General features: G+C 63.0%; 27 protein-coding genes and 1 tRNA gene. 11 read left to right on the top strand and 17 right to left on the bottom strand.

What is annotated here, in order from left to right; all coding sequences use genetic code 11:
- Positions 1–10: 10 nt before the first annotated feature.
- Positions 11–95, bottom strand: a tRNA-Leu gene (locus V1288_RS31650).
- Positions 96–192: 97 nt separating this feature from the next.
- A complete protein-coding gene (locus V1288_RS31655) occupies positions 193–435 on the bottom strand; it encodes a FliM/FliN family flagellar motor switch protein (RefSeq protein WP_066505938.1) in 243 nt (80 codons plus the stop codon).
- Positions 436–498: 63 nt separating this feature from the next.
- Between V1288_RS31655 and lipB the strand changes: the two genes are divergently transcribed.
- Together lipB and V1288_RS31665 are read left to right on the top strand one after the other, a co-directional pair.
- Positions 499–1,227: a lipoyl(octanoyl) transferase LipB gene (lipB, locus tag V1288_RS31660; protein ID WP_334360750.1), complete on the top strand. Its 729-nt coding sequence runs from the start codon at positions 499–501 to the stop codon at positions 1,225–1,227.
- An 85-nt stretch (positions 1,228–1,312) separates the two neighbouring features.
- Positions 1,313–1,612 (top strand): hypothetical protein, encoded by a 300-nt coding sequence (locus V1288_RS31665; protein ID WP_334360751.1) that lies wholly within the window; start codon positions 1,313–1,315, stop codon positions 1,610–1,612.
- Positions 1,613–1,710: 98 nt separating this feature from the next.
- Here the strand turns inward: V1288_RS31665 and V1288_RS34190 are convergent, their stop codons facing one another.
- Together V1288_RS34190 and V1288_RS31670 are read right to left on the bottom strand one after the other, a co-directional pair.
- The gene (locus V1288_RS34190; RefSeq protein WP_442893881.1) at positions 1,711–2,127 is read right to left on the bottom strand and encodes a GFA family protein; all 417 of its coding nucleotides are present in this window, start codon (positions 2,125–2,127) and stop codon (positions 1,711–1,713) included.
- A gap of 228 nt (positions 2,128–2,355) precedes the next feature.
- Positions 2,356–2,784, bottom strand: a complete 429-nt coding sequence (locus V1288_RS31670) for a tautomerase family protein (RefSeq protein ID WP_334360752.1) — start codon at positions 2,782–2,784, stop codon at positions 2,356–2,358.
- Positions 2,785–2,902: 118 nt separating this feature from the next.
- Between V1288_RS31670 and V1288_RS31675 the strand changes: the two genes are divergently transcribed.
- Entirely contained in the window at positions 2,903–3,757 is an 855-nt protein-coding gene (locus V1288_RS31675) for a LysR family transcriptional regulator (protein WP_334360753.1), read from the top strand.
- An 82-nt stretch (positions 3,758–3,839) separates the two neighbouring features.
- The gene (locus tag V1288_RS31680) at positions 3,840–5,363 is read left to right on the top strand and encodes an ATP-binding protein (RefSeq protein WP_442893882.1); all 1,524 of its coding nucleotides are present in this window, start codon (positions 3,840–3,842) and stop codon (positions 5,361–5,363) included.
- A 20-nt stretch (positions 5,364–5,383) separates the two neighbouring features.
- Here the strand turns inward: V1288_RS31680 and V1288_RS31685 are convergent, their stop codons facing one another.
- Genes V1288_RS31685 through V1288_RS31695 form a run of 3 tightly spaced genes read right to left on the bottom strand, consistent with a single transcriptional unit; the run spans position 5,384 to position 8,067 of the window.
- Positions 5,384–6,820, bottom strand: a complete 1,437-nt coding sequence (locus V1288_RS31685) for a TIGR01777 family oxidoreductase (RefSeq protein WP_334360755.1) — start codon at positions 6,818–6,820, stop codon at positions 5,384–5,386.
- A complete protein-coding gene (locus V1288_RS31690; RefSeq protein WP_334360756.1) occupies positions 6,817–7,482 on the bottom strand; it encodes a DUF4166 domain-containing protein in 666 nt (221 codons plus the stop codon). Before V1288_RS31690 ends, V1288_RS31685 begins: the two co-directional genes overlap by 4 nt.
- A gap of 27 nt (positions 7,483–7,509) precedes the next feature.
- Complete coding sequence (locus V1288_RS31695) at positions 7,510–8,067, bottom strand: GbsR/MarR family transcriptional regulator (protein ID WP_334360757.1); 558 nt, start codon at positions 8,065–8,067, stop codon at positions 7,510–7,512.
- A 252-nt stretch (positions 8,068–8,319) separates the two neighbouring features.
- Here V1288_RS31695 and V1288_RS31700 point away from each other — a divergent pair, with 252 nt between their 5' ends.
- Positions 8,320–9,453: a cache domain-containing protein gene (locus V1288_RS31700; protein ID WP_334360758.1), complete on the top strand. Its 1,134-nt coding sequence runs from the start codon at positions 8,320–8,322 to the stop codon at positions 9,451–9,453.
- The gene (locus V1288_RS31705; RefSeq protein ID WP_334360759.1) at positions 9,416–10,270 is read left to right on the top strand and encodes a sensor domain-containing diguanylate cyclase; all 855 of its coding nucleotides are present in this window, start codon (positions 9,416–9,418) and stop codon (positions 10,268–10,270) included. The genes V1288_RS31700 and V1288_RS31705 overlap by 38 nt, the downstream gene beginning before the upstream one ends.
- Positions 10,271–10,284: 14 nt before the next feature.
- Here V1288_RS31705 and V1288_RS31710 read toward each other — a convergent pair whose 3' ends face one another.
- From V1288_RS31710 to V1288_RS31730, 5 genes are all read right to left on the bottom strand, one after another.
- Positions 10,285–11,226, bottom strand: coding sequence for a metallophosphoesterase (locus tag V1288_RS31710; RefSeq protein ID WP_334360760.1), 942 nt, complete (start codon positions 11,224–11,226; stop codon positions 10,285–10,287).
- 188 nt (positions 11,227–11,414) lie between these two features.
- Positions 11,415–11,714 carry an acylphosphatase gene (locus V1288_RS31715; protein WP_334360761.1) on the bottom strand — a complete coding sequence of 100 codons (300 nt, stop codon included), beginning with the start codon at positions 11,712–11,714 and terminating at the stop codon, positions 11,415–11,417.
- Positions 11,711–12,580, bottom strand: a complete 870-nt coding sequence (locus V1288_RS31720; protein ID WP_334360762.1) for an isocitrate lyase/PEP mutase family protein — start codon at positions 12,578–12,580, stop codon at positions 11,711–11,713. The genes V1288_RS31715 and V1288_RS31720 overlap by 4 nt, the downstream gene beginning before the upstream one ends.
- 47 nt (positions 12,581–12,627) lie before the next feature.
- Positions 12,628–14,643, bottom strand: coding sequence for an acetyl/propionyl/methylcrotonyl-CoA carboxylase subunit alpha (locus tag V1288_RS31725; RefSeq protein ID WP_334360763.1), 2,016 nt, complete (start codon positions 14,641–14,643; stop codon positions 12,628–12,630).
- 137 nt (positions 14,644–14,780) lie between these two features.
- Positions 14,781–14,990 carry a hypothetical protein gene (locus tag V1288_RS31730; RefSeq protein WP_334361456.1) on the bottom strand — a complete coding sequence of 70 codons (210 nt, stop codon included), beginning with the start codon at positions 14,988–14,990 and terminating at the stop codon, positions 14,781–14,783.
- 207 nt (positions 14,991–15,197) lie between these two features.
- Between V1288_RS31730 and V1288_RS31735 the strand changes: the two genes are divergently transcribed.
- Together V1288_RS31735 and V1288_RS31740 are read left to right on the top strand one after the other, a co-directional pair.
- Positions 15,198–15,962, top strand: coding sequence for a thermonuclease family protein (locus V1288_RS31735; protein WP_334360764.1), 765 nt, complete (start codon positions 15,198–15,200; stop codon positions 15,960–15,962).
- A 56-nt stretch (positions 15,963–16,018) separates the two neighbouring features.
- Positions 16,019–18,481, top strand: a complete 2,463-nt coding sequence (locus V1288_RS31740; RefSeq protein WP_442893883.1) for a PAS domain S-box protein — start codon at positions 16,019–16,021, stop codon at positions 18,479–18,481.
- Positions 18,482–18,500: 19 nt separating this feature from the next.
- On the opposite strand, the gene V1288_RS31745 is transcribed toward V1288_RS31740, so the two are convergent.
- Positions 18,501–21,221 carry a bifunctional diguanylate cyclase/phosphodiesterase gene (locus V1288_RS31745; protein WP_334360766.1) on the bottom strand — a complete coding sequence of 907 codons (2,721 nt, stop codon included), beginning with the start codon at positions 21,219–21,221 and terminating at the stop codon, positions 18,501–18,503.
- A 92-nt stretch (positions 21,222–21,313) separates the two neighbouring features.
- Entirely contained in the window at positions 21,314–21,847 is a 534-nt protein-coding gene (locus V1288_RS31750; RefSeq protein ID WP_334360767.1) for a hypothetical protein, read from the bottom strand.
- Positions 21,848–22,191: 344 nt separating this feature from the next.
- Here V1288_RS31750 and V1288_RS31755 point away from each other — a divergent pair, with 344 nt between their 5' ends.
- Complete coding sequence (locus tag V1288_RS31755) at positions 22,192–22,755, top strand: phosphatase PAP2 family protein (RefSeq protein ID WP_334360768.1); 564 nt, start codon at positions 22,192–22,194, stop codon at positions 22,753–22,755.
- Between the two features lie 73 nt (positions 22,756–22,828).
- Here the strand turns inward: V1288_RS31755 and V1288_RS31760 are convergent, their stop codons facing one another.
- On the bottom strand, positions 22,829–23,320 hold the full coding sequence (locus V1288_RS31760; RefSeq protein WP_334360769.1) for a YciE/YciF ferroxidase family protein: 492 nt from the start codon (positions 23,318–23,320) through the stop codon (positions 22,829–22,831).
- 76 nt (positions 23,321–23,396) lie between these two features.
- The gene (locus V1288_RS31765) at positions 23,397–23,849 is read right to left on the bottom strand and encodes a PPC domain-containing DNA-binding protein (RefSeq protein ID WP_334360770.1); all 453 of its coding nucleotides are present in this window, start codon (positions 23,847–23,849) and stop codon (positions 23,397–23,399) included.
- Between the two features lie 210 nt (positions 23,850–24,059).
- On the opposite strand from V1288_RS31765, the gene V1288_RS31770 reads away from it, so the two are divergent.
- Together V1288_RS31770 and V1288_RS31775 are read left to right on the top strand one after the other, a co-directional pair.
- Entirely contained in the window at positions 24,060–24,959 is a 900-nt protein-coding gene (locus V1288_RS31770; protein ID WP_334360771.1) for a DUF6328 family protein, read from the top strand.
- Positions 24,960–25,154: 195 nt separating this feature from the next.
- Positions 25,155–25,505: a hypothetical protein gene (locus tag V1288_RS31775; RefSeq protein ID WP_334360772.1), complete on the top strand. Its 351-nt coding sequence runs from the start codon at positions 25,155–25,157 to the stop codon at positions 25,503–25,505.
- Positions 25,506–25,594: 89 nt separating this feature from the next.
- On the opposite strand, the gene V1288_RS31780 is transcribed toward V1288_RS31775, so the two are convergent.
- Positions 25,595–25,918, bottom strand: coding sequence for a hypothetical protein (locus V1288_RS31780; RefSeq protein ID WP_334360773.1), 324 nt, complete (start codon positions 25,916–25,918; stop codon positions 25,595–25,597).
- Positions 25,919–26,110: the final 192 nt, after the last annotated feature.

Consider the following 26,110-nt stretch of genomic DNA (forward strand, 5'->3'; position numbering starts at 1 on the left):
CGTGGGCTTATGGTGCGCTCGGAGGGACTCGAACCCCCACGATTTTACTCACTGCCACCTCAAGGCAGCGCGTCTACCAATTCCGCCACGAGCGCTTGGGATACCGGCTGGTAGGATTACGGCCTGCCGGATCAACGGCGCCGATGTAACAAATCAGGGATGGGGGGACAAGGAAGTTTTGCACTCCGATAACTACCTGACATCAGGGGATTTCGGCAGCATTTGCTTGACTTCGACCGCGATGCGGTTGCGGTCTACCAGCACCACGCCGGAAGCCACCGGAAGGTTGTTGGCGAGGATCTTGACCTCGTCCGCCTCGGTGGCGTCCAGTTCGATGATGGCGCCACGGGAAAGCCGCATCACCTGGTGGATGGGCATGGTCGTGGTGCCGAGCACCACCATGAGATCGACGCTGACTTTATCGAGGGTGGCCACTTCGAAACCGCCAAAGGGGGACTAAATTGGTGTGGTTCCACCTGACCACGTTATGGTTAGCCAATGGTTAATGACCGCCAAAGCCTTGATTTGACGACATTCGCGCTAGTCCAGGGCGGCGGCGAGGTCGAATGGCGGATTTCAGCGAATCCAGTGCCCTACCCTGAGGCCGTGATCGAGATGGAATCACGCGCGGCCGGGATCGCCGACGGCACGGCAGCCGAGCTGGTGTGGCTGCTCGAGCATCCCCCGCTCTACACTTCGGGCACCAGCGGCAAGGCGGGCGACCTGCTCGATCCGCGCTTTCCGCTGTTCCCCACCGGCCGCGGCGGGCAGCTCACCTATCACGGCCCGGGGCAGCGGGTGGCCTATGTGATGCTCGACCTCAAGCGCCGCCGGCCGGATGTGCGGGCCTATGTGGCGGGCCTTGAAGAATGGATCATCCGCACCCTCGACGCCTTCAATGTGCGCGGCGAACGTCGCGAGGACCGCGTCGGCGTCTGGATCAGGCGGCCGGACAAGGGCGCAGGCTACGAGGACAAGATCGCGGCGATCGGCGTTCGGCTGCGGCGCTGGGTGTCATTCCACGGCATCGCCATCAATGTCGAGCCGGATCTGGCGCATTTTTCCGCGATCGTGCCCTGCGGCGTTGCCGATCCGCGCTACGGCGTCACCTCGCTGGTCGATCTCGGCCTGCCCGTGACGATGGAAGATGTCGACGTCGCGCTCCGGCGGGCGTTTGAAGACGTGTTCGGCGCAACCGCTGCGCGCCTGCCGGAAGCAACGGCCTGAGACGTCCGCCGCTCTGCCTAGCGGTCTTCCGCTCTCGCGAGCGGCGACACATATCCAGTAGCGGCGGTGTACAGAGGAGGTCGCGATGACGAAGCGTAGGCTTCCCTTCGAAAACCGGTGGACCAACAACGCGAACGCCCTGCAATGGAATTGCGAACTTGACCGTGTGGGCGTGGCGAACGTACGGGCCATGTTCGCAGATCACGAAACGCGGCATCCCAACCGGCGCAACGCTGTGTTGGACGTTCCGGCCGGCTTTGTCCGGGATTGGCTGGCGTTCCAGGATCGGCGCGCGGCGCGGCAACAACTGCTTTGGCGCGCAACCGTGATTGCGCTTTCGGCTATCGCGGCAACGGCGGCCGTGCTGGGTGTGCTGATCGCGTGAAATGGCAGAACCGCTCAGCCGGATGTGCGCGGCTTTGGTGGCAGCGACAAACCCGACGCCATCGCGAAGCCGCGCGGCGCCGGTGTCGAAAATGCCCGTCAAACCTCCATCGGTCGGCTCTGGTCGCTTAACAACAAAAGCCCATCGGGAAAACGAACCCATCCAAATTTTGAGTCGCACCAAGCCGCTACCTGTGGCGCAGGGAACGTTGGGTCGGCGAAGCAACCGACCGGTATGCCGATGAGGCCAGGAAAAAGTTCGAGGCTCGTGCTTATTGTCGAGCCACATCGAGGGCAAAACACACAATGAACGTTCCCGCCTGACGCTCCTTTGCGGGTGAAGATCGAGCTATCGCCCAGGCGGTTGACTACTTGTTCGGAGTTCCATCGGGACGAGAGAGAAAACGCACTTCCCGAACGCCTTTGGCATCGCGTGCAGTTGCAGGGTGTCACCATCGCAGGTTCGCCTTCGACAGTAATGCTTAGCTGCCCACATTGGCAGGTGGCCGTGCGCATCCCATACCTCTCCTGCTACTGTCACTGTCGGAAAATCATACGGCGTCCGGTTGCTTGGGCAAGCAGTTTTGGTTGATGCGGCTCGCTCCACAAACTCTCCATTGCGGATCGACCAAGGCATCTGACGTGTCGTTGGCCCGATCGATCCGCTCTGGATCCATCTGCCGCGTCCCGGCAGGCCTCGCCGGCTCCGACGAAAATCCTGCCGGCCACAGCAGCAGTTAGCGTTCACGCCGCCGCCTTCCGCGGCGCGACTTCGAGTTGGCCAGCGATGTAGCGGCGCTCCTGGGTGAGGCCGCCGAAGCCGTAGGCATCGCCCTTGACCTCGTCGACATGGGCATAGCTTTCCTCATGCAGCGGCCCGAGCAGTTCGCCCATGCGCTGGAACAGCGCGGCGAGATAGGCGGCCTTCTCGTCCTTGGTGTTGGTGCCCTCGCTGACATGAACGTCGAGCCAGAAGCTGGCGAGGCTCTGTTCGGCGAGCGACTTTCCGCCGGCGAACCAGTCGGCGGCATCGACCGCCTTGACGATGATTGCGGTGACCTTGGGATCCTTGCGCAGGATTCGCGCGGTCAGTTCGCTGACGGCGGAGGCAATCTCGGCCTTCAGCGACGGCGCCTTGCGGACGCTGGAATAGGTCACGGTGATAAGCGGCATGGTCATTCTCCTTCGATCAGGCGCGCGATGACATCGCGCTCCCCTTACCTAGACCCGCGGCCATCATCTTGGTATCTTATCCCTGTTCATAACAATGATAACGGATATTGATGATGCGATGAGCACGCTGGATATCGATACGGTGCAGGCGTTCCTGCTGGTCGCCGAACTGCAGAGCTTTACCCGCACAGCCGAGGCGCTCGGCGCCACCCAGGCCGCCGTCAGCATGAAGCTGCAACGGCTGGAGAGCGTGGTCGGCAAGCGGCTGGTCGAGCGATCGCCGCGGGCGGTCGCGCTGACCGCTGCCGGCGTGGCATTCCTGCCCCACGCCCGCACGCTGATTGAGGCGCATGACCGCGCGCTGTCGGGCGAGACGCCCGCGCGCCAGCAATTGTCGCTCGGGATCTCCGATCACGCCGCAGGACCGGAACTGGTGCCGCTGCTCGAACGGCTGCACGCGATGTCGTCGCAACTGGCGCTTTCCGTGACGATCGGCTTTTCGCGCGCGATGCTGGATGCCTACGATGCCGGCGAATTCGACGCCGTCGTGGTGCGGCGGGAAGGCAGCCGCCGCGGCGGCGAGAAGCTGACGGAAGACGCCTTCGGCTGGTTCGCCGCCAAGCGCCTGGCCTGGCGCCGCGGCGAGACGCTGCCGCTGGCCACGCTGGCGCCGCCCTGCGGCGTGCGCGCGCTCGCCATCCGCGCCCTCGACAAGGCCGGCATCCCATGGACCGAGCGTTTTGTCGGCGGCGGCGTCACCGCGGTGGTCGCCGCGGCCTTGGCCGGCCTCGCGGTGGCGCCGCTGGCCCGGCGGATCGCCCCGCCCGGTCTGGTCGATATCGGTCCGGCCCAGGGGCTGCCGCGGCTGGCTTCCTCCAAGGTGGTGCTGCACTCGAAGGTCAGCGACCCCGCCAAGCGCGCGGCGCTACGGACGCTGGCGGCGACGTTCAGGCACGTGGTGGCCCCGGCGTAACGGACCGTTTCGTTAAAAAGACCGATTTTTTCTGGAACCAATTGGCGCCTTGTGCGTTTGCGCCAGTTAAATGGGCAGCCGGATGTTCACGAAAGATCAGCAACAGCAAAGGGATCTATTCGAATCCGAACGTAATTTCCGACTCCTGGTTGAAGGCGTTGCCGACTACGCGCTTTATATGCTGGATCCTAGCGGCGTGGTGACGAGCTGGAATGTCGGCGGCCAGCGGATCAAGGGTTACTCGCCCGCAGAGATTATCGGGCAGCATTTTTCCCGCTTCTATACCGAGGTCGACCGCGCCAAGGGCAAGCCGCTCCGCGCCTTGCGTATCGCCCGTGAACAGGGCCGCTACGAGGAGGATGGTTGGCGCGTCCGCAAGGACGGCACCTTCTTCTGGGCCAGCGTGGTCATCGACCCCCTTCATGAGGACGGCAAGCTGGTCGGCTTCGCCAAGATCACCCGGGACATTACCGAGCGCCGCGAAGCCCAGCTCAAGCTCGAGCAGATGCACCAGCAGCCCGCGGAATCGCAGAAGCTCGACGCGCTCGGCCAACTGACCGGCGGCGTGGCCCACGATTTCAACAATCTCCTGATGATCATCAGCGGCAGTCTTCACACGCTGAGGAAAGCGGTTGGCGACGATCCCAAATGCCAGCGGGCGGTGGCGGCGATCGAAGGGGCGACCAAACGCGGCGCCACCCTCACCAGCCAGTTGCTGACATTCGCACGGCGGCAGAGCATCAATCCCCAGGCGGTCGACATCGCCGAACGCATCGATGCGGTGCGCGAAGTGCTCGACACTGCGGTCGGCAGCGCGGTGACGCTGCAATTCGACGTCGACCGCGACGTTTGGCCGGTCATGGCCGATGTCGCCGAGTTCGAGACGGCGCTGGTCAATCTCGTCATCAACGCACGCGACGCCATGACCGCCAGCGGCGTCATCACGGTATCGGCGCGTAACGAGACGCCCGGCGGCGAGGACGGCGCCGTCGGATATGTCGCGATCTCGGTGGAAGACACCGGCGCCGGCATCGCGCCCGATATCCTCGGCAAGATTTTCGACCCCTTCTTCACCACCAAGCCGATCGGCAAGGGCACCGGCTTGGGACTGTCGCAGGTTCATGGCTTCGCCCATCAGGCCGGCGGAACGGTCAAGGTGGCGAGCGAGCTCGGCAAGGGCACCAGGATCACGATCCTGCTGCCACGAAAGGAACCCGCGCCCGCGGCCGAGGACGCCAATGCGGTGGAGATCGGCGGCAGCGGCACCGTGCTGCTGGTGGAGGACAATCCGGAGGTCGCATCCGTCAGCGCCGGCCTGCTCGAACAGCTCGGCTACACCGTCCGCCGGGTGGCGAATGCCGAAGCGGCCTTGCGCGAAATCGAACTCGACGGCATAGACCTCGTCTTTTCCGACATCGTGATGCCCGGCAAGATGGACGGTCTCGGCCTGGCGCGCCACCTGAAGGCGGTCAGGCCCAGACTGCCGATTCTGCTGGCCAGCGGCTACAGCGACGCCGCGCTGAGCGTGCGCGGCGATTTTCCCATTCTGCGCAAGCCCTACGAAATCTACGAACTCAGCCAGGCGATCGCGAAACTGCCGCGGTGACGGCTCCTGACCGGCTCTCCTTACAAGATCGCTTCGAACGCACTGCGCAGCGTTTCGTGCCGGAACACGAATCCGTTGCTCAGCGCCTTGTTCGGCAGCACGCGCTGGCCGCCAAGCAAGAGCTCATTGGCAAAGTCACCGCCGACACGGCGCAGCAGCCCGCCGGGTATCCGGAAAATCGCCGGCCGGCGCAGCCGCCGTCCGAGTTCTTCGGTGAATTTCAGGTTGGTGACCGGGATCGGCGCCGTCGCGTTGACCGGGCCTGAGATTTCCGGACGCACGATGACATGCGCGATCAGGCGGATCAGGTCGTCGCGCTCGATCCACGACATCCATTGCCGGCCTGAGCCTAGCGGTCCGCCGAGGCCGAACTCGAACGGCGTCAGCATCCGTGTGATGAAGCCGCCATCGGTGCCGATCACGAGGCCGATCCGCAGGCAGACCACGCGCACGCCATGCGCTTCCGCCGGGCGCGCCGCGTTTTCCCAGGCATCGCAGAGTTCATGGCTGAAGCAGGCGTGTGATTTTGCCGACTCCGTCAGCACCTGGTCCTGCCAGAGCCCATACCAGCCGACGGCCGAACCACTCACCAGCACGGCCGGCTTGCGTTCGAGCCGCGCGATCAGCTTGACGATGTCGCCAGTCATGTTGATCCGGGAGTCGAGGATTTTTCGGCGCTTGGCTTCGGTCCACAGCCCGTTGCCGATCGGCTCGCCCGCAAGATTGACGATGGTATCGATCCTGGTATCCGCTGGAAGCTGGTCGAGGCTCCTGATCAGCGTGATCGGTGGCGGCAGCATATCGGCCTTGGCCGGGTTGCGCACCAGCGCGATGACCTGATGGCCCGCGCCGCTCAGGCCTGTCACCAGGCGGCTGCCGATGAAGCCGGTGGCGCCGGTCACCAGCACCGTCTGCCGTGCGGGCAACTTTTCAACCAGATTTGCCGCAGGCGCGCAGGTCATCCGCGCAAGACGCTTCGACGCGGTGAAATCGCGCAGGCCGCACAGCGCCGCGCCAGCGGCCGATGCGGCCGCGATCAGGCTGAGCCACCCGGTGTAGGCCGATTTGACGCCGGTCGGCTGCCCTGCCCAGCCGATCAAGACCGGTAGCAGCAGCACCAGAATGGCGCCGTAATTGATGGCGAGCAGCGTGTGATTGATGCGTTCGCTGGCCGGCAATTTCCGGCTCATGTCCTCCTCGACGAAATCCATCAGCGTGATGACGATTTCGGCTGTCAGCACCGCGATGATCAGCATCGCAAGGACGCCGTGCACTTCCAGCCAGCCCAGCACCAGGAACAGCAATGCATAGAGCATGTTGCGCACGGCATGGAGTTGCAGTTCGTAACGCTGCGAGGGACGCCATGCGAGCCGTTCGGTCAGCTCATGGTGATAGAACGTATCGAACACGCCCATCACGATCTGAATGGCGATCAGGGTCCAAAGCAGCGACGTCATGATGCGGCCTCCCGGAACAATGCGGACTGACGAATGAGCTTGCCGAAGCGCGGATGAACGATCTCCAGCGTGAAGCGGAACGTGCCGCCGCCGAGATCGGAATGGGTAACGGTGAGATCGCCGGGCGTGAACCGCATCGGCAGCGGCAACCTCAACGGCCCGATCTGGAAGGAATAGCCGACGCTGCGGAACACCAGCGCTTCGTGCTCGACGGCGATGCGCAGCGCCATGCTGACGCCGTAGCCGACATACTCCTCGAGCCCGGTCGGGCCGGCGAACCGTTTCGCCGAGTGAATGACCTGCGGAAATCCGTTGCTGCGCGCGCAGATGCGGGTCCAGATCTGGCCGCCGCTCGCCGCATCCTCGGTCACCGTCACGACCATCGGAACGCCGGTCTCAGTGCAAAGCGGCAGCGGTCCGCCGATCACGCGCGCAAGCTGCGCCAGCCACCAGCCGACCGGCGTAAAGCTCGCCTCCTCGATCGTGCCGACATAGACGACGGTCTGGCCATCGGCGAAGCGCTTGGAGAAGCGCCGCCAGATCGCCAGCGGCAAACGGCCCCAATCCTCATCGGGCAATAAATCGTGGAAGCGGTGGTCGTCGAGCAGGATGGTGTTCGAAGCGGGCGTTGCGGGAAGCCTTGGTACTCTTGTGGACGCCATCACACGCTCCTGCCCTGCCCCTCTGCCCTATCTGGATTTCCCCGCCGGCAATAAACTGACGATCTTCTCGCCAAGCTTGATCAGCGCGACCAGCCTCGGCCGCGGCACGTGGAGCATCTGCGTGTACCAGCGGTCGACCAGCTCGGTGAAAGCCAGCATTTCCTTCAGCCGCTTGCTGGCGACCGGGCTGATGGTCGGATCGTCTGCCGCGTCGGAAACGCAGGCCCGCAGCGCATCGATGGCGGGATCGATTTCGCGCTCCTTGCGACGGGCGGCGATCCGTGCCGCCACCTCCCAGATGTCGGTCTCCGCCTCGAAATGATCACGGCGATCGCCGAGGATCGGCACCCGGCGGATCAAATTCCAGGCCAGCAGTTCCTTGATGGAGTTGGAGACGTTGGACCGCGCCATGCCGAGTGTCTCGGCGATGTCCTCCGCGGTCATCGGCGCCTCGGCGAGATAGAGCAGGCCGTGGATCTGGCTGACCGAGCGGTTGACGCCCCACTCGTCCCCCATGTCGCCCCAGTGCAGGATGAACCGCTCGACGACGGCAGGGAGTTTCTTTTTGTCGGTTGTTTCTGTCATAACAGAAATATCTGACGGAACTGTGCGAATGTCAAGTCCGCCGCGGGCCGCGATTTGCGAGCTATGTCCGGCGGAGCCATCCCCTCTGCCCGATGCCGCGGTTCGACTAGAGGCCCCTGCGAAAGGAACCCGTATGAACCCCGGTTCCATCGTGTTCCCGGTCGATTCGTTAACCGCTTCGGCACGATCGCGTCCTAGATTTCCTTTTCGCGTTGCCGGCAACGAGGTCTGGCGCGGTCATCAAGGCAAAGCATGCCCTATCGAAATCCCCCGGACCCGGGCGGGCCGCTGCGGCGGATCACATCGACGTCCCTGGTCATCACCTTTGCGCTGGTCATGACCGCCTGCGTCCTGGGCGTCATGGCCTGGAAGGCGCTCGACGCCAAGAAGGCGACGCTGGCGAGCGGCAGTGCCGACATCCAGAATCTCGTCCATTCGCTTGCCGAGCATGCCTCGCACACCATTCAGGCGGTCGATATCGCGATGGCGGGAATGGTGGACCTGCTGAAATACCGGGATCCCGAGCCGGACCGGTTCAACAAGTACCTGGCCGAAACGGCGAAGACGCTGCCCCAATTGCGGGGCATCGGCGTCGCCGACGCCAACGGCAACTGGACCTATTCGTCATTTCCGGAAACACCGCGCCACAACGTCTCGGAACGGAATTATTTCGCCCATCACCGCGATACGCCGGACAAGACGCTTCGGATCAGCGAGCCGTTGCAATCCCGTGTGGACGATCGATCCTCAATGATCGTTCTCTCGAAACGTATCACCAAGCTCGACGGCAGCTTTGGCGGGGTCGTCGCCGCAGCGATCGACAAGGATTATTTCAACGGCTTTTACCGGACATTCCAGCTCGGTCCCGACGGCGGCATCAGCCTGATACGGAATGATGGTACGCTCCTGATACGCTGGCCGGCGTCGGACAAGACCAGGGATCTTTCCCGGACCGACCTGTTCTCAAAGCATCTCAAGCTGAGCTCCGTCGGATACTACAAGATCATCTCGCCGTTCGACGGCATCGTGAAGCATTTCGGCTACGAGGAAACGCCGCAATATCCGGCAGTCGTCACCGTGGCGGTGTCGGAAGACTGGCTGCTCGCCGAATGGTGGAAGGGATTGCGGACCGACGCCATCGTCGCCGGGGTGCTGTTGTGCATGATCCTGATGCTGGCAGCGTTGCTGGCCCTGCAATTCCGCTTCCGCAGCAAGAGCGAACGCGCGCTGCGCGAACGCGAGGCGCATTACCGGTTGCTGGCGAACAACATCGCCGACATCATCATCCTGATCGATGCCCGCAGCCTGTTGCGCTATGTTTTCGCGGTCGGCCGAGCCGGTGCTGGGATTGCGCCCGAAAGATATTCTCGGCAAATCATGCTTTGACCTGGTGCATCCCGACGACAGGGAGAGCGTCAAATCGGCGACCGCACGGATCAACGGAATCGACAGCGTCAGCACCGTCGTGTTCCGGCACTATCGCGGCGACGGGACGCTGGCGTGGGTGGAAAGCAAGTTCAAGCTGGCATCGGAACCGAGCGACCCCGCCCGGACGGAATTCCTCTGCGTCATCCGCGACGTCACCGAACGCAAGCGGATGGAAGACGAGCTGACCCAGCTCAACCGCCGCCTCACCCAGCTCGCTGCCACCGACGGACTGACCGGCCTGACCAACCGCCGCACCTTCGACGGCTACCTGCGGCGCGAATACGAAGCCTGCGATCAGATTGCGGTGCTGCTGTTCGATATCGACAATTTCAAGGGCTACAACGACACCTACGGGCATCAGGCCGGCGACCGTTGCCTGCAGGCGGTTGCGAAAGCCATCGGCAACGCGACCGCCGATACGTCAGGCCTGTCCGCGCGCTATGGCGGCGAGGAATTCGCCATCGTGTTGCCGAACACATCGGAGGATGACGCGTTGAAGGTCGCTGAATCCATCCGGCTGACCGTGCGAGCCCTGGGCATTCCGAACACGGCCTCCAGCCGCGGCTACATCACCATCAGCGCGGGCGTCGCCGCCAAAAGCCGCTCGACGCTCGACGAGGCCGCGCTGGTCGGAGAAGCCGACACCGCGCTCTATGAAGCCAAGCGTCTCGGCCGTAATCGCAGCATCGTTTATTCCTCACTCGACCTGCAATATGTCGAGAGCGCGTCCATCCAGCACGACGGCGAGGTCGCGCCGGGTGAGCGGACGCATTAGGCGCGAGGTTTCGCTTACATTCGCTGCCGAAGCGTGTGCAAGGTAATTTCCGGCGGACAGTTTAAGCGAACGGGCAACAGGCTCGTTCCGGCACCAACTGACGTGTAACCGACCATTCTACCGTGATGCCACGCGCCCGCACCCATCGAGCGCGGTAAGCGAGCCTCCAACTTGATTGGAATCCCGCCGGGAAGGCAGAGCTGTCCGCCGTGGGTATGTCCGCTGAGCATTAGATTGAAACCGGCGTTGGCCGCCTCGCTATAGACCTCGGGCGTGTGAGACAGCAAAATGGAAAATGCGCCGCTTGGAATTCGCTTCGCCGCCTTCGCAATGTCGTCGGTCCGATAGAAATGCGCATCGTCGATGCCTGCCAGATAGATCTGACTATTTTGGCGCGAAATTGTTTCGCACTCATTGAAGAGCATCCGGATCCCCATCTCTTCCAGCGCCGGCACCATGTATATGCTGTCGTGATTGCCGAGCACTCCATACACCGGCCCTTTTAACCGGGCCGTCAGCTCACGGATGCTTTTAAGGCTCGGGTCGAATGGTCCATAGGTTTTTCCGCGATAGTCTCCCGTCAATACGCAAATGTCGTACTCGAGGTTGCCGACAATGCCGATGAGGTGCTGCATCGCTCCCACGCTGATGTCTGCGTGCAGGTCACTGAGATGAAGAATCGTGAAATTTGCAAATGCCGGTGGAAGACTCTCAAATTCGAGTAGATTTGTCCTAATGGCGATCTGATCGGCATTGTGACGCGCGCGGTTGTACAGCCCCACCAGCCTCAGCGCGCTTTCAATGATCCAAGGCGCGGAGTACCAATTTTCGAGATTGAAGATGATCAATCCCTGGCCAAAAATTTGAGCCTCATGTTCAGTCTCAACTTTCAGCCGCCGTTCCACATGCTCGGCGCCGATCCGATCCACTACGCTTTGTAAGGCCAATATGGTCACGATTGGCGATTGAACCTCGCCTTCAAGCGACTGTCAAAGCGCGCTTCCAGCCAACGGTCTGCTCCTATCGCGGACCTCAGCAAACCACCCATCATCATCAGAGCGAAGCCATGGATGCTGAGCCCGCCGGGACCACCGATTTCGTCGACGATTTTGTCGTAAAGCTCGTACCAGCCATATCACGACGCTCAGATCGTCGGCAGCACCGAGAAGCGCTCTCCTGCCCGCCTCAGCCTCAGCATGTCGGCACCAGCGGCTTCGTCCTGCAGCGCATCGACCAATGCCGACGATGGTCCGCGCCGACACGAATCGATCATGCCAGTCACCACATCAGCCGGCCCGGCGAACGTCGCTTCCACGCTGCCGTCCCGGCGATTGCGCACCCAGCCCTCGAGGCTGCGCGCGGTCGCCTCATCCTCCACCCAGGCACGGTAGCCGACGCCCTGCACCCGCCCCCTGATCGTGATATGGCGGATCGTGTCGCTCATGACTTCTTCAATCCAAGAAATTCACCGCTGCGCGCTTTAACTTCCGACTCGCGCATCGCCATGCCGGTGAGTTCGGTCGACGCCAGCCCCCTCAGGTTCTTCGGCGAGGCTCCCTCACGCAACGCCTTCAGCGTATCATAGACGGCCTGCGTGGCGGCCGCGAAAGGCGCATGGCCCTGCAGCGCGATCCGCACGCGCTGGCTTCTGAGATAATCGAGCGCAGTCATATCCTCGGACGCGCCGCCGAGCACGATCGGAAGGCGCGTCGCAGCCGAAATGGCTTCCAGCTCCCCGCGGTTCCTGATGCCGGTGAAGAACAGCGCATCGACGCCGGTGGCCTCGTACGCCCGCGCGCGTACAATCGCGTCGTCGAGACCGGCGATGGATACAGCGCCGGTGCGCCCCATGACGACCAGCGACGGGTCGCTGCGGCCGTCGAGCGCGGCCTTCATCTTGCCGACGCCTTCTTCCAGCGGGATCAGTTGCGTTCCGGCCTGTCCGAACGCCGGCGGCAACAGCGTATCCTCGATCGTGAGCCCCGCCGCGCCGGCGGCTTCGAGTTCCTGGATGGTGCGGCGGACGTTGAGCGCGTTGCCATAGCCGTGGTCGGCATCGACCAGTACCGGCAATGTCGAGGCGCGCGACATCCGCCGCATCTGTTCGGCGAGCTCCGTCAATGTAATCAGCGCAATGTCGGGATCGCCGAGCACGACCAGCGAGGCCACCGAGCCGCCGAACATGCCGAGCTCGAATCCGAGGTCTTCAGCAATGCGGATCGAGGTCGCGTCATAGACCGATCCGGGCCGGATGCAGGTGGAGCCGTTGAGAATCGAACGCAGTTTCTCTCGGCGCTGACGAAAAGCCATGGTGCCCTCAGTTCTATCCGCCGTCGTTGCGAGCGCAGGCAATGACGTTACGCAAACTCCAGGATCAGCGCATCCACCGCCAGCGTGGCGCCGGCCGCGGCGTGAATCTTCTTCACCGTGCCGTCGCGCTCGGCGCGCAGCACGTTCTGCATCTTCATCGCTTCGACTACGGCCAATGTCTCGCCGGACTTGACCTCCTGGCCTTCGTTGACGGCAATCGACACCACGAGCCCCGGCATCGGGCACAGCAGCTTCTTGCCGGTGTCTGCAGCGGAATTCACCGGCATCAGCCGGGCGGCGGCCGCCTCGCTTTCGGTGAAGACGTTGACGGCGACTTCATAGCCCTGATGCGCCAGGCGGATGCCGTTCGGGATCGTGCGCACCTGCATCGCGACGAAATGGCCGTCGATGGTACCATGCCAGACCGGTTCGCCCGGCGTCCAGGCCGAGACCAGATTGTGCGGATTGCCGGGAAGACCATCGGTGCCGATGAAACGCACCGCGATGCCCTCGGCCTCGCGCGCCACATCGAGCGCGATTTCGTCGCGATCGAGCCACACCGCGCGGCGGCGTTCGCGTTGCACCAGCCGGCCGCTCATCTGTCCGGAAATCTGCCGCTTGCGCTCGCCCAGCACATGATCGATCGCAGCTCCGACGGCTGCCAGCCGCCGCGCAATCTCGCCTTCCGGCGGACGCGCGGAAAAGCCCTTCGGGAATTCCTCCGCGATGAAGCCGGTGGAAAGCGTGCCCTCACGCCAGCGCGGATGGTTCATCAGCGCCGACAGGAACGGTATGTTGTGCCTGATACCATCGACGTAGAACGCATCCAGCGCGGTCGACTGCGCTTCGATCGCCGCCGCCCGCGACGGCGCATGCGTCACGAGTTTGGCAATCATCGGATCGTAGTGGATCGAGATTTCGCCGCCTTCCTGCACACCGGTATCGTTGCGGATGGTGATGCCGTCCTGGCTCGCTTCCGCGGGCGGGCGGTATTTTACCAGTCGTCCGATGGATGGCAGGAAGTTGCGGAACGGATCCTCGGCATAGACGCGGGATTCCACCGCCCATCCCGTCAGCGTTACATCCTTTTGCGCGATCGAAAGCTTCTCGCCGGCGGCAACCCGGATCATCTGCTCGACGAGGTCGATGCCGGTGACGAGCTCGGTGACGGGATGCTCGACCTGCAGACGGGTGTTCATCTCCAGGAAGTAAAAACTCTTGTCCTGGCCGGCGACGAACTCGACGGTGCCGGCGGAGTCGTAGTGCACGGCCTTTGCCAGGGCGACCGCCTGCTCGCCCATCTTGCGGCGGGTGGTCTCGTCGAGCAGCGGCGACGGCGCCTCCTCGATGACCTTCTGGTTGCGGCGCTGGATCGAACATTCGCGCTCGCCGAGATGGATCACGTTGCCATGCTTGTCCCCCAGCACCTGGATTTCGATGTGGCGGGGATCGACGATGAATTTTTCGATGAAGACGCGGTCGTCGCCGAACGAGGATTTCGCTTCCGCCTTGGCGAGCTTGAAACCTTCAGCGACTTCCTTCGTCGAATGCGCGATCCGCATGCCCTTGCCGCCGCCGCCGGCGGAGGCCTTGATCATCACCGGATAGCCGATCTCGTCGGCGATCTTCACCGCATGTTTTTCGTCCTCGATGACGCCGAGATGCCCGGGCACGGTCGAAACTTTTGCTTTGGCGGCGGCCTTCTTGGATTCGATCTTGTCGCCCATCGCGGCAATGGCGCCCGGATTGGGGCCGATGAAGACGATGCCCGCCTTGGCAAGCGCGCGCGGAAACGCCTCGCGCTCGGACAGGAAGCCATAGCCGGGATGCACGGCCTGTGCGCCGATCTTGCGGCAGGCATCGATGATCTTGTCGATCAGAAGATAACTCTCCGCCGCCGCCGGCGGACCGATCAGCACGGCGTCATCGGCCATTTCGACATGAAGCGCATCGCGGTCCGCCTCGGAATACACCGCGACCGTCTCGATCCCCATACGGCGCGCAGTCTTGATGACCCGGCAGGCGATCTCGCCGCGATTTGCGATCAGAATTCGTTTGAACATGTTCTTCTTGCTTGAGCGTTGGGCGGGATCCTCCCCCGCAATGCGACATGCGGGACGCGGGTAACACACCCGTCGTACAGCAAAAATCGATGGAGGCAACGGTCTCGTATCGGCCGGTTGCGCCGGCCGGCGGCAATTCACCCGGAATAGGCGTTGAAGCGGCCCCGCGCATAAGCATGGGATACCGCCTTCATCAGCTCGCCGACCTCGGATTCCAGATATTCATTGGCCAAGATCAGCGCCCGGATCGTCGCCCGCAGATCGCCACCGCAGGCGGAAATAGCCTGATCCACTGCAGATTCCAGCTCGTCGTGCTCTTCGGATTTCGGCTGTGAAGAGGACGACATGGCAAATATTCCGTGGTGGGTGACGTTGCCTATGTTCCTATTTTGTTCTAACGAAGTCAATGAGCCATTCGGCGTCCGACCAACAACTGCCCTGACGGTTTTCCCCAACCTGCTTTCATGCGCGATTAGCGCCAGCATCTTGGTTCAATCGCGCTCCCTTATGCTAGAAGGCTCTCGCGGGTGTGGAATTGATTTGAAATGAAACAGATGCGGTCACGTATTTTTCTGGTTGCGGCGTTGCTATCGATCGTACTTCCGGCCAGCCAGAGTTTGGCCGCCACCGCCATCGTCCGGGATGGCAGCACGCTTCAGGTCGGCAATGTCACCTACCGGCTCGACGGCATCGAGGCGCCCACCGTCGATCAACTCTGCATCGACCAGAATGCCGATAGCTGGACCTGCGGTATCGAGGCGCGCGATCAACTGACAAAACTGATCGGCGGCAAACAGGTGCGCTGCGACGATCTGGGTCCCGATCCCACCTACAAGAAACGGCGTATCGGCGTCTGCAAGATCGAAGGCGACACCACAAGTCTCAGCCAGTTGCTGGTCCGCAACGGCTTTGCCTTGAATGTCGAAACCTCCGCCAGCGGTCGCTTCAACGTGGACGAAGCCCGCGCCAAAGACGACCGTCAGGGATTATGGAAAGGCTGCTTTGCCGCGCCCCGCGAGTTCCGCGCCGGCAAGAAGGACAGCCCCCTGCTCGGCGCCTCGTGCCGCGCCGACCGAGATCGTGAAATCCGCGAGGCCTTGTTCCCGGAAGATCTCGTGATGCCGGCGGGTTGCAACATCAAGGGCAAATACGCCGTCCGCGCGCGCGTCACCGGGAACCTCGGCATCTACCACCTCCAGATGTGCCGCTCCTACCCGGGACTGACCAGGCCGGATCGCTGGTTTTGCTCCGAGGAAGACGCGCAGGCCGCCGGGTTCCGCAGAGCCTATAACTGCCGATCAACCACCAAGAGCAAATGAGGCTGGCAAAGCTGCCGCTTCCTGTGTGAAGGTACCGGCAAAGGTTGCCGGTGCGCATGACCCCTTCGGACACTTCGAACGTCTTGCCTGAAATTGCCGCCGCCGAACGCTTGCGGCAACATCTAGAGGAAATCGCGGACGAGCGCGACAGGGCTCATCGCGCCCTGCAGGAACGCGAGGCGGAGCTGGCACGAATCCAGCGCATCGCCGGCGTCGGCGGTCTCGAAATCGATTTCCGCGACGGCGTCAAGAATCGCCGCTCCCCCGAATATCTCCTGGTGCACGGCTTGCCGCCCGAGGCGGCCAACGAGACGTACGAGGAATGGGTCAGCCGAATCCATCCCGAGGACCGCGAGCGAACGGTCCAACATCTGTTCGGCGTGCTGAAGAGCGAGAACGAAGACTATTCGGCCGAATACCGCATCGTGCGGCCGAACGACGGCACGATGCGCTGGATCCGCGTCGTCGCCAAGATCGAGCGCGACCGCGACGGTCGCGCGCTGCGGCTGGTCGGCGCCGATTGCGACGTCACCCCCCAAATGCTGGCGCAGGCAACCTTGCGCGAAAGCGAGGAGCGCTTCCGCCTGATCGCCAACAGCGCGCCGGTGCCGATCTGGGTCACCAAGCTCGACCGCACGCGTTCCTTCGCCAACCAGGCCTATCTCGATTTCCTCGGGCTGCCGTTCGAGGAAGCCATCGTGTTCGACTGGCGCAAGCGCCTGCATCCGGACGACCAGCAGCGCGTCGTGCAGGAATCAATCGCCGGCGAGGCCTCGCTCAAGCCGTTCGTGCTGGAGGCCCGCTACCAGCGCGCCGACGGCGAATGGCGGTGGCTGCGCTCCGAATCCCAGCCGCGCTGGGATCCGACCGGCAATCATATCGGCTTCATCGGCGTCGCCCACGACATCACCGCCGCCAAGCAGGCCGAGCACGATCTGCGCCGGCTGAACGAAATCCTCGAATTGCGGATCACCGAGCGAACGGCGCAACTGGAATCCAACGAAGCCCAGATGCGCGCGATCCTGGAGACCAGCCACCAGTATCAGGCGCTGCTCAACCCGCACGGCGACGTCCTCTACGCGAACAAGACGGCACTTGCCGGAATGTGCACCGACGCCGGCGACGTGATCGGCAAGCCATTATGGGAAACGCCGTGGTTTTCCGCGACCCCCGGCATGCGCGAGACCGTCCACAAGGCGTTCGTCGCCGTCATGATGGGCGAAGAGATCCAGACCGAGATGCTGCTGCACCTGCCGATCGGCGACCGCTATTTCGAATTCGCGATGCGCCCGCTGCACGACCAGCACGGCACCGTCATCGGCGCGGTGCCGGAGGCGATCGACATTACCGAGCGCCGCCAGGGCGAGGAAGCGCTGCGCCAGTCGCAAAAGATGGAAGCGGTCGGGCAATTGACCGGCGGAGTTGCGCACGATTTCAACAATCTTCTGACCATCATCCGGTCCGCGACCGACTTCCTGCGCCGCCGCGAGCTGCCGGAGGAGCGGCGCCGGCGCTACATCGACGCGATTGCCGAGACAGTGGAACGCGCCTCCAAGCTGACCGGGCAATTGCTGGCGTTCGCCCGCCGGCAGCCCTTGAAGCCGCAGGTGTTCAATGTCGGCACCCAGGTCGAGGCGGTGGCGCAACTGATCCGCCCGCTGGTCGGCGCCCGGATCAGGATCGACGTCGACATCGCCGACCTCAATTGCTTCGCGATCGCCGATGTCGCGCAGTTCGAAACCGCGCTGATGAACCTCGCCGTCAACAGCCGTGATGCCATGGACAGCGAGGGCCGGCTGACCATCAGCGTCCGGAAAGTAGATGCCATCCCGCCGCTGCGCGCCCAGTCCGCCCGCAGCGGCGACTTCGTCGCCATCACCGTGACCGACACCGGCACCGGCATCGAGCCTGCCCTGCTCGAGACGATCTTCGAGCCGTTCTTCACCACCAAGGAAGTCGGCAAGGGCACCGGCCTCGGCCTCAGCCAGGCGTTCGGCTTTGCCAAGCAGTCCGATGGCGACATCGCCGTCGCAAGCGAGCCCGGCCAGGGCGCGACGTTTACGGTCTACCTGCCGCAGGCTACGGTGCCGGCCGATGCCGTCGAGGCCGCCGCGACCGGCAGCGAACCCGCCGCCCGCGGCCGCGGCTACCGCGTCCTGGTGGTCGAGGACAATGACGACGTCGGACAGTTCTCCACCGAGCTATTGGAAGATCTCGGCTACACCGTCCGCCGCGTCGCCAGCGCGGATGCGGCGTTGGCGATCCTTGCCGAGGACGAGTTTTCCGCTGACCTGGTGTTTTCCGACGTCATCATGCCCGGGATGAACGGCGTCGAGCTCGCCGGCATCGTGCGCGAGCGCTACCCCGGCCTGCCGGTGGTGCTGACCAGCGGCTATAGCAACGTGCTGGCGGAGAGCGCCCATCGCGGCTTCGAGTTGATCCAGAAACCCTATTCGGTGGAATTGCTGTCGCGGATTCTCCGGAAGGCGATTTCCGAGGCGCGGCCGCAGCAGACCTGAAGCAACCTGGTCTCCAACCTCAGGCCGCGGCCTCGACGCCGGCCTCACCCGTGCCGAGCAGCGCGCGGACTTCCTGCGCCGGACGCGCCGCGCTGAACAGGTAGCCCTGCATCTGGGTGCATCCGAGATTCTGCACGGTCTCGCGCTGCTGCAGGGTCTCGACGCCTTCTGCGGTCGTGAACATGTTGCGGTCGGCGGCGATGCTCACCACCGCGCGGATGATCGAGGCCGACGAGGAATTGCGCGTCACTTCCTTGACGAAGGAGCGGTCGATCTTGATCTTGTCGAACGGGAAGCGCTGCAGATATTGCAGCGAGGAATAGCCGGTTCCGAAATCGTCGAGCGCGATGTGGACCCCGAGCGCGCGAAGCTGGTTCAGCGTCGCAAGCGCAGCGTCGTCGTCCGCGATCAGCACGGCTTCCGTGATCTCCAGCTCGAGCCTTCGCGGGTCGAGCCCGCTCTCGGTGAGTGCCGCCGCCACTTTCAGCGACAGCGTTTCCGACCGGAACTGGATCGGCGAGACATTGACGGCGATGCGGACATCGCTAGGCCAGGTCGCGGCTTCCGCGCAGGCGGTGCGCAGCACCCACTGCCCGATCTCCTCGATCAGGCCGGTTTCCTCGGCGACCGGCACGAAGTCGGCCGGCGAAACCATGCCACGCACCGGATGCCGCCAGCGCAATAGCGCCTCGCAGCCGGTGACGCGGTCGCTGCGCAGATCGACCTGCGGCTGATAGTGCAGTTCGAAGGCGCCCTGCGCCAGCGCCGTGCGCAAGTCCGCCTCCAGCTCGCGGCGATGATTGGCCTGTTGCTCCATCTCGGGGTCGAAGAAGCGGTAGGTTCTGCGGCCGGCCGCCTTCGCCGCATACATGGCCAGATCGGCGTTCTTCAAGAGATCGAACAGATCCGAGCCGTCGCGCGGGGCGATCGCGATGCCGATGCTGGCGTCGCTGGAAAGCTGGTGGCCGTGGCAGTCGAACGGGGTGCGCAGCGCCTGATAGATCCGCGCGACCAGGCCGTGAACGTCCTCGGTGCTCTCGATGCCGTGCTGAAGGATGGCGAATTCATCCCCGCCGAGACGGGCGATGAAATCCTCAGGGCCGACCGACTGGCGCAGCCGCTCCGCCACGCCCTTCAGGAACTCGTCGCCGATCAGATGTCCCAGCGTGTCGTTGATGCGCTTGAACTCGTCGATGTCGATATAGAGGATCGCGAACTCGCGCCCCTCGGTTTCCATCAGCAGCCCTTCCGCATGATGCTGGAACAGCGAGCGGTTCGGCAGATTGGTCAGCGCGTCATAATGGGCGAGATGCTCGATCCTGGCCTGGTCGCGCCGCCCTTCGGTGACGTCTTCCAATGTCGCGGCCCAGCCGCCGTCCGGCGACCGCTTGAAGATCAGCCGGATCGTCCGCCCGTCCGGCGTCGAGGTCACGGTGTCCTGCACCAGGCTGCCGTTGGGATCGAGAAACCGGGCGCAATAGGCGTCGACATCGCCGACAAAGGAGCCGCGCTCCTGGCGGTGCTGGATCAGGTCACGCAGATGACAGCCGGGTTTGACCACGTCGGTCGAGAGCCCGAACATGTCGATATATTGCCGGTTGCAGATTACGAGGCGCGCTGAGGAATCGAACAGCAGCAGGCCCTGCGTCATGTTGTTGATGGCGGTGTCGAGATGCTGGCTCTTCTCCGAAAGCTTGCGTTGCGCGGCGGCGTGCTGGCCGCGTAGCTGGCGCACGATCAGGAACACCATGCCGATCACGACGATGATCGCCAGCGCTGCCGCAAAAAATTGCAGCCTGCTCTGCGCCCGCCAGTCGGCGAGTGCGGTCTCCGTTCGGGTGGTCGCGACGATCAGGATCGGAAAGTGCTTCATCGACTTGACCGCGCCGACCTTGTCTTCCGACAATCTCGCGCTGATGAAGCGTCCCGAAACACTGCCGTCCAGCGCCAGCGCGCGCTGAAACGCGTCCGTATTGGCGACGTTGTGGCCGATCAGCTTGTCGTCCCTGGGATAGCGGGCGATGATGGTGCCGTCGCGGTGAATCATCGAGATCGCGGTGTCGCTGTCCAGCGCCAGCGATGCGACGAAGTCCTCGAAATGGGAAGGTTCGACGCCGCGGACGGCAAAGCCGATGATCTCGCCCTGCCGGCCGGTGATCTTACGCGCAAAGACCGTCGTCCAGACCTTGGTCACCCTGCTTACGACCGGCTCGACGATCACGTCGGGCGTCGGCTTGCCCGAGATGAACTCCTGGAAGTAGCGCCGGTCCGTGACGGTCTTGTCCGCCACCGGCCACATCTCGGACGAATTAATCAGCCAGCCCTTGGCGCTCCAGAGATTCAACGCGCCGACATGCGGCAGTACCGAGAGTTTGGTGCGCAGCATCTCGTGCGCGCTCAACGTCGACATTTTGCTTTCGAAATCGTCGGCGGTGTGGACCCCGTCCGCCCGCAGGCCGGCCACGACATCTTCCTGGACATGCTGGAGGTCCAGCAGTTGCTGGTCGAAATGCCGTGACAATAGCAGCGCGCTGTTGTTGAGCTCGCGTTCGGCGACTTCCAGCGCCCGCTCGCGGTATTGCATCGCGAAATAGCCGGTGCCGAGCATGATCGCGATCACGAGGACCGTCGCGCTCAGGATCAGCCACTGGATTGCACCCAGCCTGATCCGCCACGGCAAGCCGCGACCGAACAGCGGCTGGCTCTCCGCGATCACGTCCTGCGATGAATTATTCAGCATTTTCGCTGCCCCCACAGGCGCTTGTTGTAGGGAACACAGCCCAAGAGGGCGTTAGCAAAGTGAGTTATCGCGGGGTTAAGGCGGCGCCGGAATCAGGCGGTTTCCGCCATCTCGATCTCGTCTTCCTTGAGGCTGCACTCGATCAGCGCGCCGTCGATCGTGAACTTCGAAAACAGCGCGCCCGGCGTCGAGGCTTGCAGCGCCGCAAAGTACTGCGAATCTCCAGGGCTCTTCAGGAAGAACCGGATGTGGCTTGCGGACATCGTATCCCTCGACAGCCATACGATGCCGGAGAACAACGCCACCATCATCTGGGCGTATTGGCCGGCATCCGCGATCCCCAGTTCATAGACCGGCGACACCACGATAAAACGTGCCCGCAGGATCGGTGACGGGAATTTGCTCATCATCAGGCGGCTGACCTGGCAGGCCGCATGGATCCGCTCGCCGTCGGAAAGGCAGTACAGGCTGGGATGGTCGCCTTCCTTGGTCAGGCCGTCATAGGCGGTGAAGCTTCCCGTCGAAAAGGTCGAAAAGTCCTCGCCGACGCTTTCAGCGTCTTTCTTCCACTGGCCCTTGATCGACCGCCAGGACCTGTCCGGCTCTTTCATCGGCAGAAGGCGCATGACTAACCAGAGGTTAATGCAAAAGTTGATGCCGCTATTTTACGGGCGGCGGCTAAACGTTTGCTTACGCTGGCGCCCGCTGTGCAAATATTTGTTCGGCTCGCAAAACCACTACCTCGGCGCGCGTTTTGCCGCAGCATTTCCTTGCGGGATCGGCCCCCGCCGCAGCCGGTGAAACGCGTGGGCCGCGAAGCGACCACAGGAACGATCAGGCCCGGTGCGGGTTCTCCGATATCGACGTTTCCTTCCCCCGCGACGTCGAACCCGAGCCCCGCCGAACATCCCTTGAAAATCCGTTGGACGGGGTTGGCGGGGCTTCTTTTATTCCGGTTGAAGGACGGAGGATGGCGCTGTTTCGGATACGGCCAACCCAGGCCGACATCGAAATCGCGGAGCGGATTTCGGACCACACCAGTCCGGAAATCGAACAGGTTGCCAAGGTGCTTACCTGGGGCGCCGACGAGCATGTCGTTTGCGCGCTCGCCGCCGGCTGGTGGCTCTACTGCAGGCATCGGAGCGCGCGCGATCGTACTGGCAGCAACCATATCCTGCTGACGACGATTGCCGTTACGCTGCTGCCGCATCTGTTGAAGTCGATCTTCGACCAGAAACGCCCCGACCGCCTGATGGTCCGCGGGCACCTTCACGGCGTGCCGTTTTCGGGAAAACCTTTCGATGCCTTTCCATCCGGCCATGCCATGCATGTCGGCGCGCTGGCATCGGCTGCCACGGTGCTGCCGCCGGCGAAACGCAACCTGGTCTGGTCGATCGGTGCCGGCCTGGTCCTGACGCGGATCGTTCTCTTGGCGCACTGGACCAGCGACGTGGTCGCCGGCCTTGCGATTGGAGCCGTGGTCGAACGGCTGTTCCGGCGTTGGACGGGTTTTGGATTGCCGCGCCGGGAATAGCCTGCGCTTACGGCGTCGCCCTGCGAGCGGGGCCGACGGTGCTCGCCACAGCGCCGCCGGCCGGCTTTTGGTCTTACGCCGCGGCCTCGTAGTTGACGGAGGTTTCCGCGATCTTGGTCAGCGCTTCGTCGGTCTTCTTTTCTTCGGCCAGCGTCTGGTCGATCAGCTTCACCGCTTGCGGATTATTGAGCTTGGCCGCCCAGGCCTTCAGGGTGCCGTAGCGTGAAATCTCGTAATGTTCGACCGATTGGGCTGCGGCCAGCAGGCCGGCGTCGAGCGCAGGCGTGTCGGCATATTCCTCCATGATCTCCTTGCCTTCTTCGATAAGGCCTTCGATGGCATCGCACTTCTTGCCGCGCGCGGCCTTGCCAAGCAGCTCGAAGATTTGTTCCAGCCGTTCGACGTGCCCCTCGGTCTCTTCGTGGTGCTGTTCGAACGCGGCCCGTAGCTTGTCCGAACTGGCAGCCTTCGCCATTTTCGGCAGCGCCTTCAGGATCTGCTTTTCGGCGTAGTAGATGTCTTTGAGCGTATCGAGAAACAGTTCGTTGAGGTCCTTCTCAGCCATGACGTCCTCCCTTTATTGGCGGGCTGACAACATTGGATTGAACGAAATGGTTCCTAAGCCACGCGCGCGGCGCGCCTCAAGCGCGCCCAGCCGCAACATCGATCAGCGCAATGCCGAGGTCCGCCCGTTTCTTTCGTCGAAGCATTGCCGGGACTTCGGTCAAGACCACTTCGAGCGTCGGCCTCACCGTGCCTGCCAGCAGATGGCCGCCGCGGGTCGAGCCGTCGGCAAGCCCCAACACGATGTGGACATGAAGGCTGGGCTTGCCGTCATCGCCGACGGCGATGTCTCCGATCGCACCGAGAACCTCGCATTGCTCCCCGACCTCGATCTTGCGGTAGCTCTTCGAGGCGATGTCGAACCAGCCGACGGTGGCCCGCTCGAAGGCGCCGATCGCTGTTAGCGACGCCGCGGAAATCCCGGCTTCATTGGCGAAGCGGGTGAGCGCTGCAAACGCCTCCTCGCCCGAATCCAGAATGATGACGTGAACCTGCGCCTGCTCATCGGCGCCGATGCGCTTGCTCTTCATGGGTAACCTCGCAATTGCCGTTCAGGCGGCACTACGTCTGCAACTCAACGGTTGCGCCCGCCTCTTTGAGCAGGTCGCGCAGCGCTCCCGGTCAATCGGCGTCGACCGACATCGTTCCAGGCAGCCCGAATTCAAGCGCTTTCGCGGTGCCGCATGCGCGCCGTCCTGGAACTCTGCAATTCGAGGGAAGTTCACTAGGCGGAGATGGCGATGGATGTCGAAAGCCGCCTGAAGACTGCGCTCGATGAATCAAGGCTCCTTATCCTTGGAGCCCAGGTGCTGTTCGGATTCCAGTTCGAGGCTGTTTTTCAGGAGCGTTTTCCAGATGTCTCCGACATCGCGCGGCATATGCATGGTGCAGGGCTTGTGCTGATGCTGATCAGCATCAGCCTTCTGATAGCCCCTTCCCTGTTTCATCAGATCATTTTCGCTGGAGACAGCCGGGTGGGTGCCATCGCAACGGCGACGAGGCTGGCAGGCATCAGCCTGCTGCCCCTGACCGTCGGATTGGGCATCTCGGCCTTCGTGGCCCTCGAACATGTTTTCGGCCGCACCTTCGCGATCGCTGCCGGCTCGTCATTTACCGCGATCGGACTGGCGCTGCTTTACGGGCTCGGCTTTGCGCTGAGACGGGATCGGAAGAACCAGATGCAGGAAACGTCAAACAAGACTTCGCTGAAATCCAAGATCGAGCAAATGCTGACCGAGGCCCGCGTCATCATCCCGGGCGGCCAGGCCCTGCTCGGATTTCAACTGATCGCCACGTTGACGAAGGCATTCAACGAGCTGCCCGATCTGTTCAAATATATTCATTGTGCCGCGCTATGTGCGGTGGCATTGGCCGTCATCCTTCTGATGGCGCCCGCCGCGGTTCACCGCCTTGGCTTCCAGGGCGAAGACGATGCGGAATTTTTTGAAATCGGTTCTCGTCTGGTGATCGCCGCCTCGATCTCCCTGGCCGTTGGTATCTCCGGCGACGTTGCAGTAGTCTTTTTCAAAACGACCGGAAACACGGTCATTGCGTTGAGCGCGGGTGCGATCGCGCTGCTCGCCTTGCTCGCATTCTGGCTGCTCTATCCGCTCTGGCACCGTAATCGCTATGCGGCCTGACAGCGTCGCCGCTGAAGGTGCGTTGACGCAAGAAATCATTTCGCAAATAGCGCCAAGCCGCCTTGCGGCGGAACATGAAACCGGAACTGAAACCTCACATCCGTTTGAAATGACCGGATCACGATGTCGGAACGGTCGCTATCCGCTGTTCGTTGGCCTCAAGTCACTGCAAGGCCACTACAACGGAGGCAACTTATGAACTTGAAGCTCCTGACCGCAGCCGCAGTTCTTTCCACTGCCGTCGAGGCGCCGGCACTGGCGCAGGATGCTCACGGAAGGTCGGATGCCATCCGGCAGTATCAAACCAGTGACCGCTACTACCATCGGCACAGCGGATTCTGGCCGGCTGACGTAGCAGCCGGGGTGGTCGGCGGGACCATCGGCACCGCTGGCGCGATTGCGACCGCGCCGTTCCGAAACGACGTCTATGCGTATAATGACGGCTACTATGGGCGTCGCTACTACGGCGGCTACAACAGCGGTTTCGTCTGTCAGCCCGGAACGACGGTCTGGGGCGCGGACGGTCGACGTCATATCTGTCAGTAACGAGAGCGGATGAGCGTATGAAAGGCTTGTGAGGCGGCCCCCAGGGCCGCCTCTTTTCTTGTAACTTGCGGGTTAAATCCGCAACCGAATCAGGTAACCGACGAAGCGCGGTTGGGGCGCTGCTTCTTGCCCGGCGGATCGCCGCCCCGGTCCACTCTGCTCACACGCTGGGCGCGCTCCTTGTCCCGAGGTTGCTCCTGTCCACGCTCATCGCGGACGATGCCCTGGTCGTGATCACCGTGGTCCTGATCACCCTGGTCTTGATCACCCTGGTTTTGACCTCTCGTGGACGATCCAGGCTCCATCGCTTCGCGGTGCTGCTTCTTGCCCTCCTCGACCAGCAGTTCATCTCCGAGCATTTGCCCGATGATCTGTTTGGTCTGGGCTTCGGCTTTCTGATGGAACTTGCTCATGGCTGGCCTCCTCGCGGGAGAACGGCGCCGGCGCTCCGATGTTTCCGCCATTAGGCCCGAACCTTTAATGGACGGGCTACACGTTGTCCTTTCCCCGCCCTTGAGACCGGTTCCACACAATGTAACAATCCTGTCGCAGAGCGAAACTAAACGGGAGCGACGCCGGATCACCGGAACCGCTTCTTGTGGGGG

Origin of the sequence: Bradyrhizobium sp. AZCC 2176, from assembly GCF_036924645.1 — a bacterium.
Lineage (GTDB): Bacteria > Pseudomonadota > Alphaproteobacteria > Rhizobiales > Xanthobacteraceae > Bradyrhizobium.

Bases quoted from the DNA above. Each gene is read 5' to 3' on its own strand.
- V1288_RS31755 (WP_334360768.1), top strand. From the start codon at position 22,192: ATGGCGCTGTTTCGGATACGGCCAACCCAGGCCGACATCGAAATCGCG.
- V1288_RS31725 (WP_334360763.1), bottom strand. From the start codon at position 14,643: ATGTTCAAACGAATTCTGATCGCAAATCGCGGCGAGATCGCCTGCCGG.
- V1288_RS31675 (WP_334360753.1), top strand. From the start codon at position 2,903: ATGAGCACGCTGGATATCGATACGGTGCAGGCGTTCCTGCTGGTCGCC.
- V1288_RS31665 (WP_334360751.1), top strand. From the start codon at position 1,313: ATGACGAAGCGTAGGCTTCCCTTCGAAAACCGGTGGACCAACAACGCG.
- V1288_RS31680 (WP_442893882.1), top strand. From the start codon at position 3,840: ATGTTCACGAAAGATCAGCAACAGCAAAGGGATCTATTCGAATCCGAA.
- lipB (WP_334360750.1), top strand. From the start codon at position 499: ATGGTTAATGACCGCCAAAGCCTTGATTTGACGACATTCGCGCTAGTC.
- V1288_RS31685 (WP_334360755.1), bottom strand. From the start codon at position 6,820: ATGACGTCGCTGCTTTGGACCCTGATCGCCATTCAGATCGTGATGGGC.
- V1288_RS34190 (WP_442893881.1), bottom strand. From the start codon at position 2,127: ATGCGCACGGCCACCTGCCAATGTGGGCAGCTAAGCATTACTGTCGAA.
- V1288_RS31765 (WP_334360770.1), bottom strand. From the start codon at position 23,849: ATGAAGAGCAAGCGCATCGGCGCCGATGAGCAGGCGCAGGTTCACGTC.
- V1288_RS31720 (WP_334360762.1), bottom strand. From the start codon at position 12,580: ATGGCTTTTCGTCAGCGCCGAGAGAAACTGCGTTCGATTCTCAACGGC.
- V1288_RS31730 (WP_334361456.1), bottom strand. From the start codon at position 14,990: ATGTCGTCCTCTTCACAGCCGAAATCCGAAGAGCACGACGAGCTGGAA.
- V1288_RS31670 (WP_334360752.1), bottom strand. From the start codon at position 2,784: ATGCCGCTTATCACCGTGACCTATTCCAGCGTCCGCAAGGCGCCGTCG.
- V1288_RS31770 (WP_334360771.1), top strand. From the start codon at position 24,060: ATGGATGTCGAAAGCCGCCTGAAGACTGCGCTCGATGAATCAAGGCTC.
- V1288_RS31700 (WP_334360758.1), top strand. From the start codon at position 8,320: ATGCCCTATCGAAATCCCCCGGACCCGGGCGGGCCGCTGCGGCGGATC.
- V1288_RS31735 (WP_334360764.1), top strand. From the start codon at position 15,198: ATGCGGTCACGTATTTTTCTGGTTGCGGCGTTGCTATCGATCGTACTT.
- V1288_RS31740 (WP_442893883.1), top strand. From the start codon at position 16,019: ATGACCCCTTCGGACACTTCGAACGTCTTGCCTGAAATTGCCGCCGCC.
- V1288_RS31780 (WP_334360773.1), bottom strand. From the start codon at position 25,918: ATGAGCAAGTTCCATCAGAAAGCCGAAGCCCAGACCAAACAGATCATC.
- V1288_RS31775 (WP_334360772.1), top strand. From the start codon at position 25,155: ATGAACTTGAAGCTCCTGACCGCAGCCGCAGTTCTTTCCACTGCCGTC.
- V1288_RS31760 (WP_334360769.1), bottom strand. From the start codon at position 23,320: ATGGCTGAGAAGGACCTCAACGAACTGTTTCTCGATACGCTCAAAGAC.
- V1288_RS31745 (WP_334360766.1), bottom strand. From the start codon at position 21,221: ATGCTGAATAATTCATCGCAGGACGTGATCGCGGAGAGCCAGCCGCTG.
- V1288_RS31695 (WP_334360757.1), bottom strand. From the start codon at position 8,067: ATGACAGAAACAACCGACAAAAAGAAACTCCCTGCCGTCGTCGAGCGG.
- V1288_RS31690 (WP_334360756.1), bottom strand. From the start codon at position 7,482: ATGGCGTCCACAAGAGTACCAAGGCTTCCCGCAACGCCCGCTTCGAAC.
- V1288_RS31715 (WP_334360761.1), bottom strand. From the start codon at position 11,714: ATGAGCGACACGATCCGCCATATCACGATCAGGGGGCGGGTGCAGGGC.
- V1288_RS31750 (WP_334360767.1), bottom strand. From the start codon at position 21,847: ATGCGCCTTCTGCCGATGAAAGAGCCGGACAGGTCCTGGCGGTCGATC.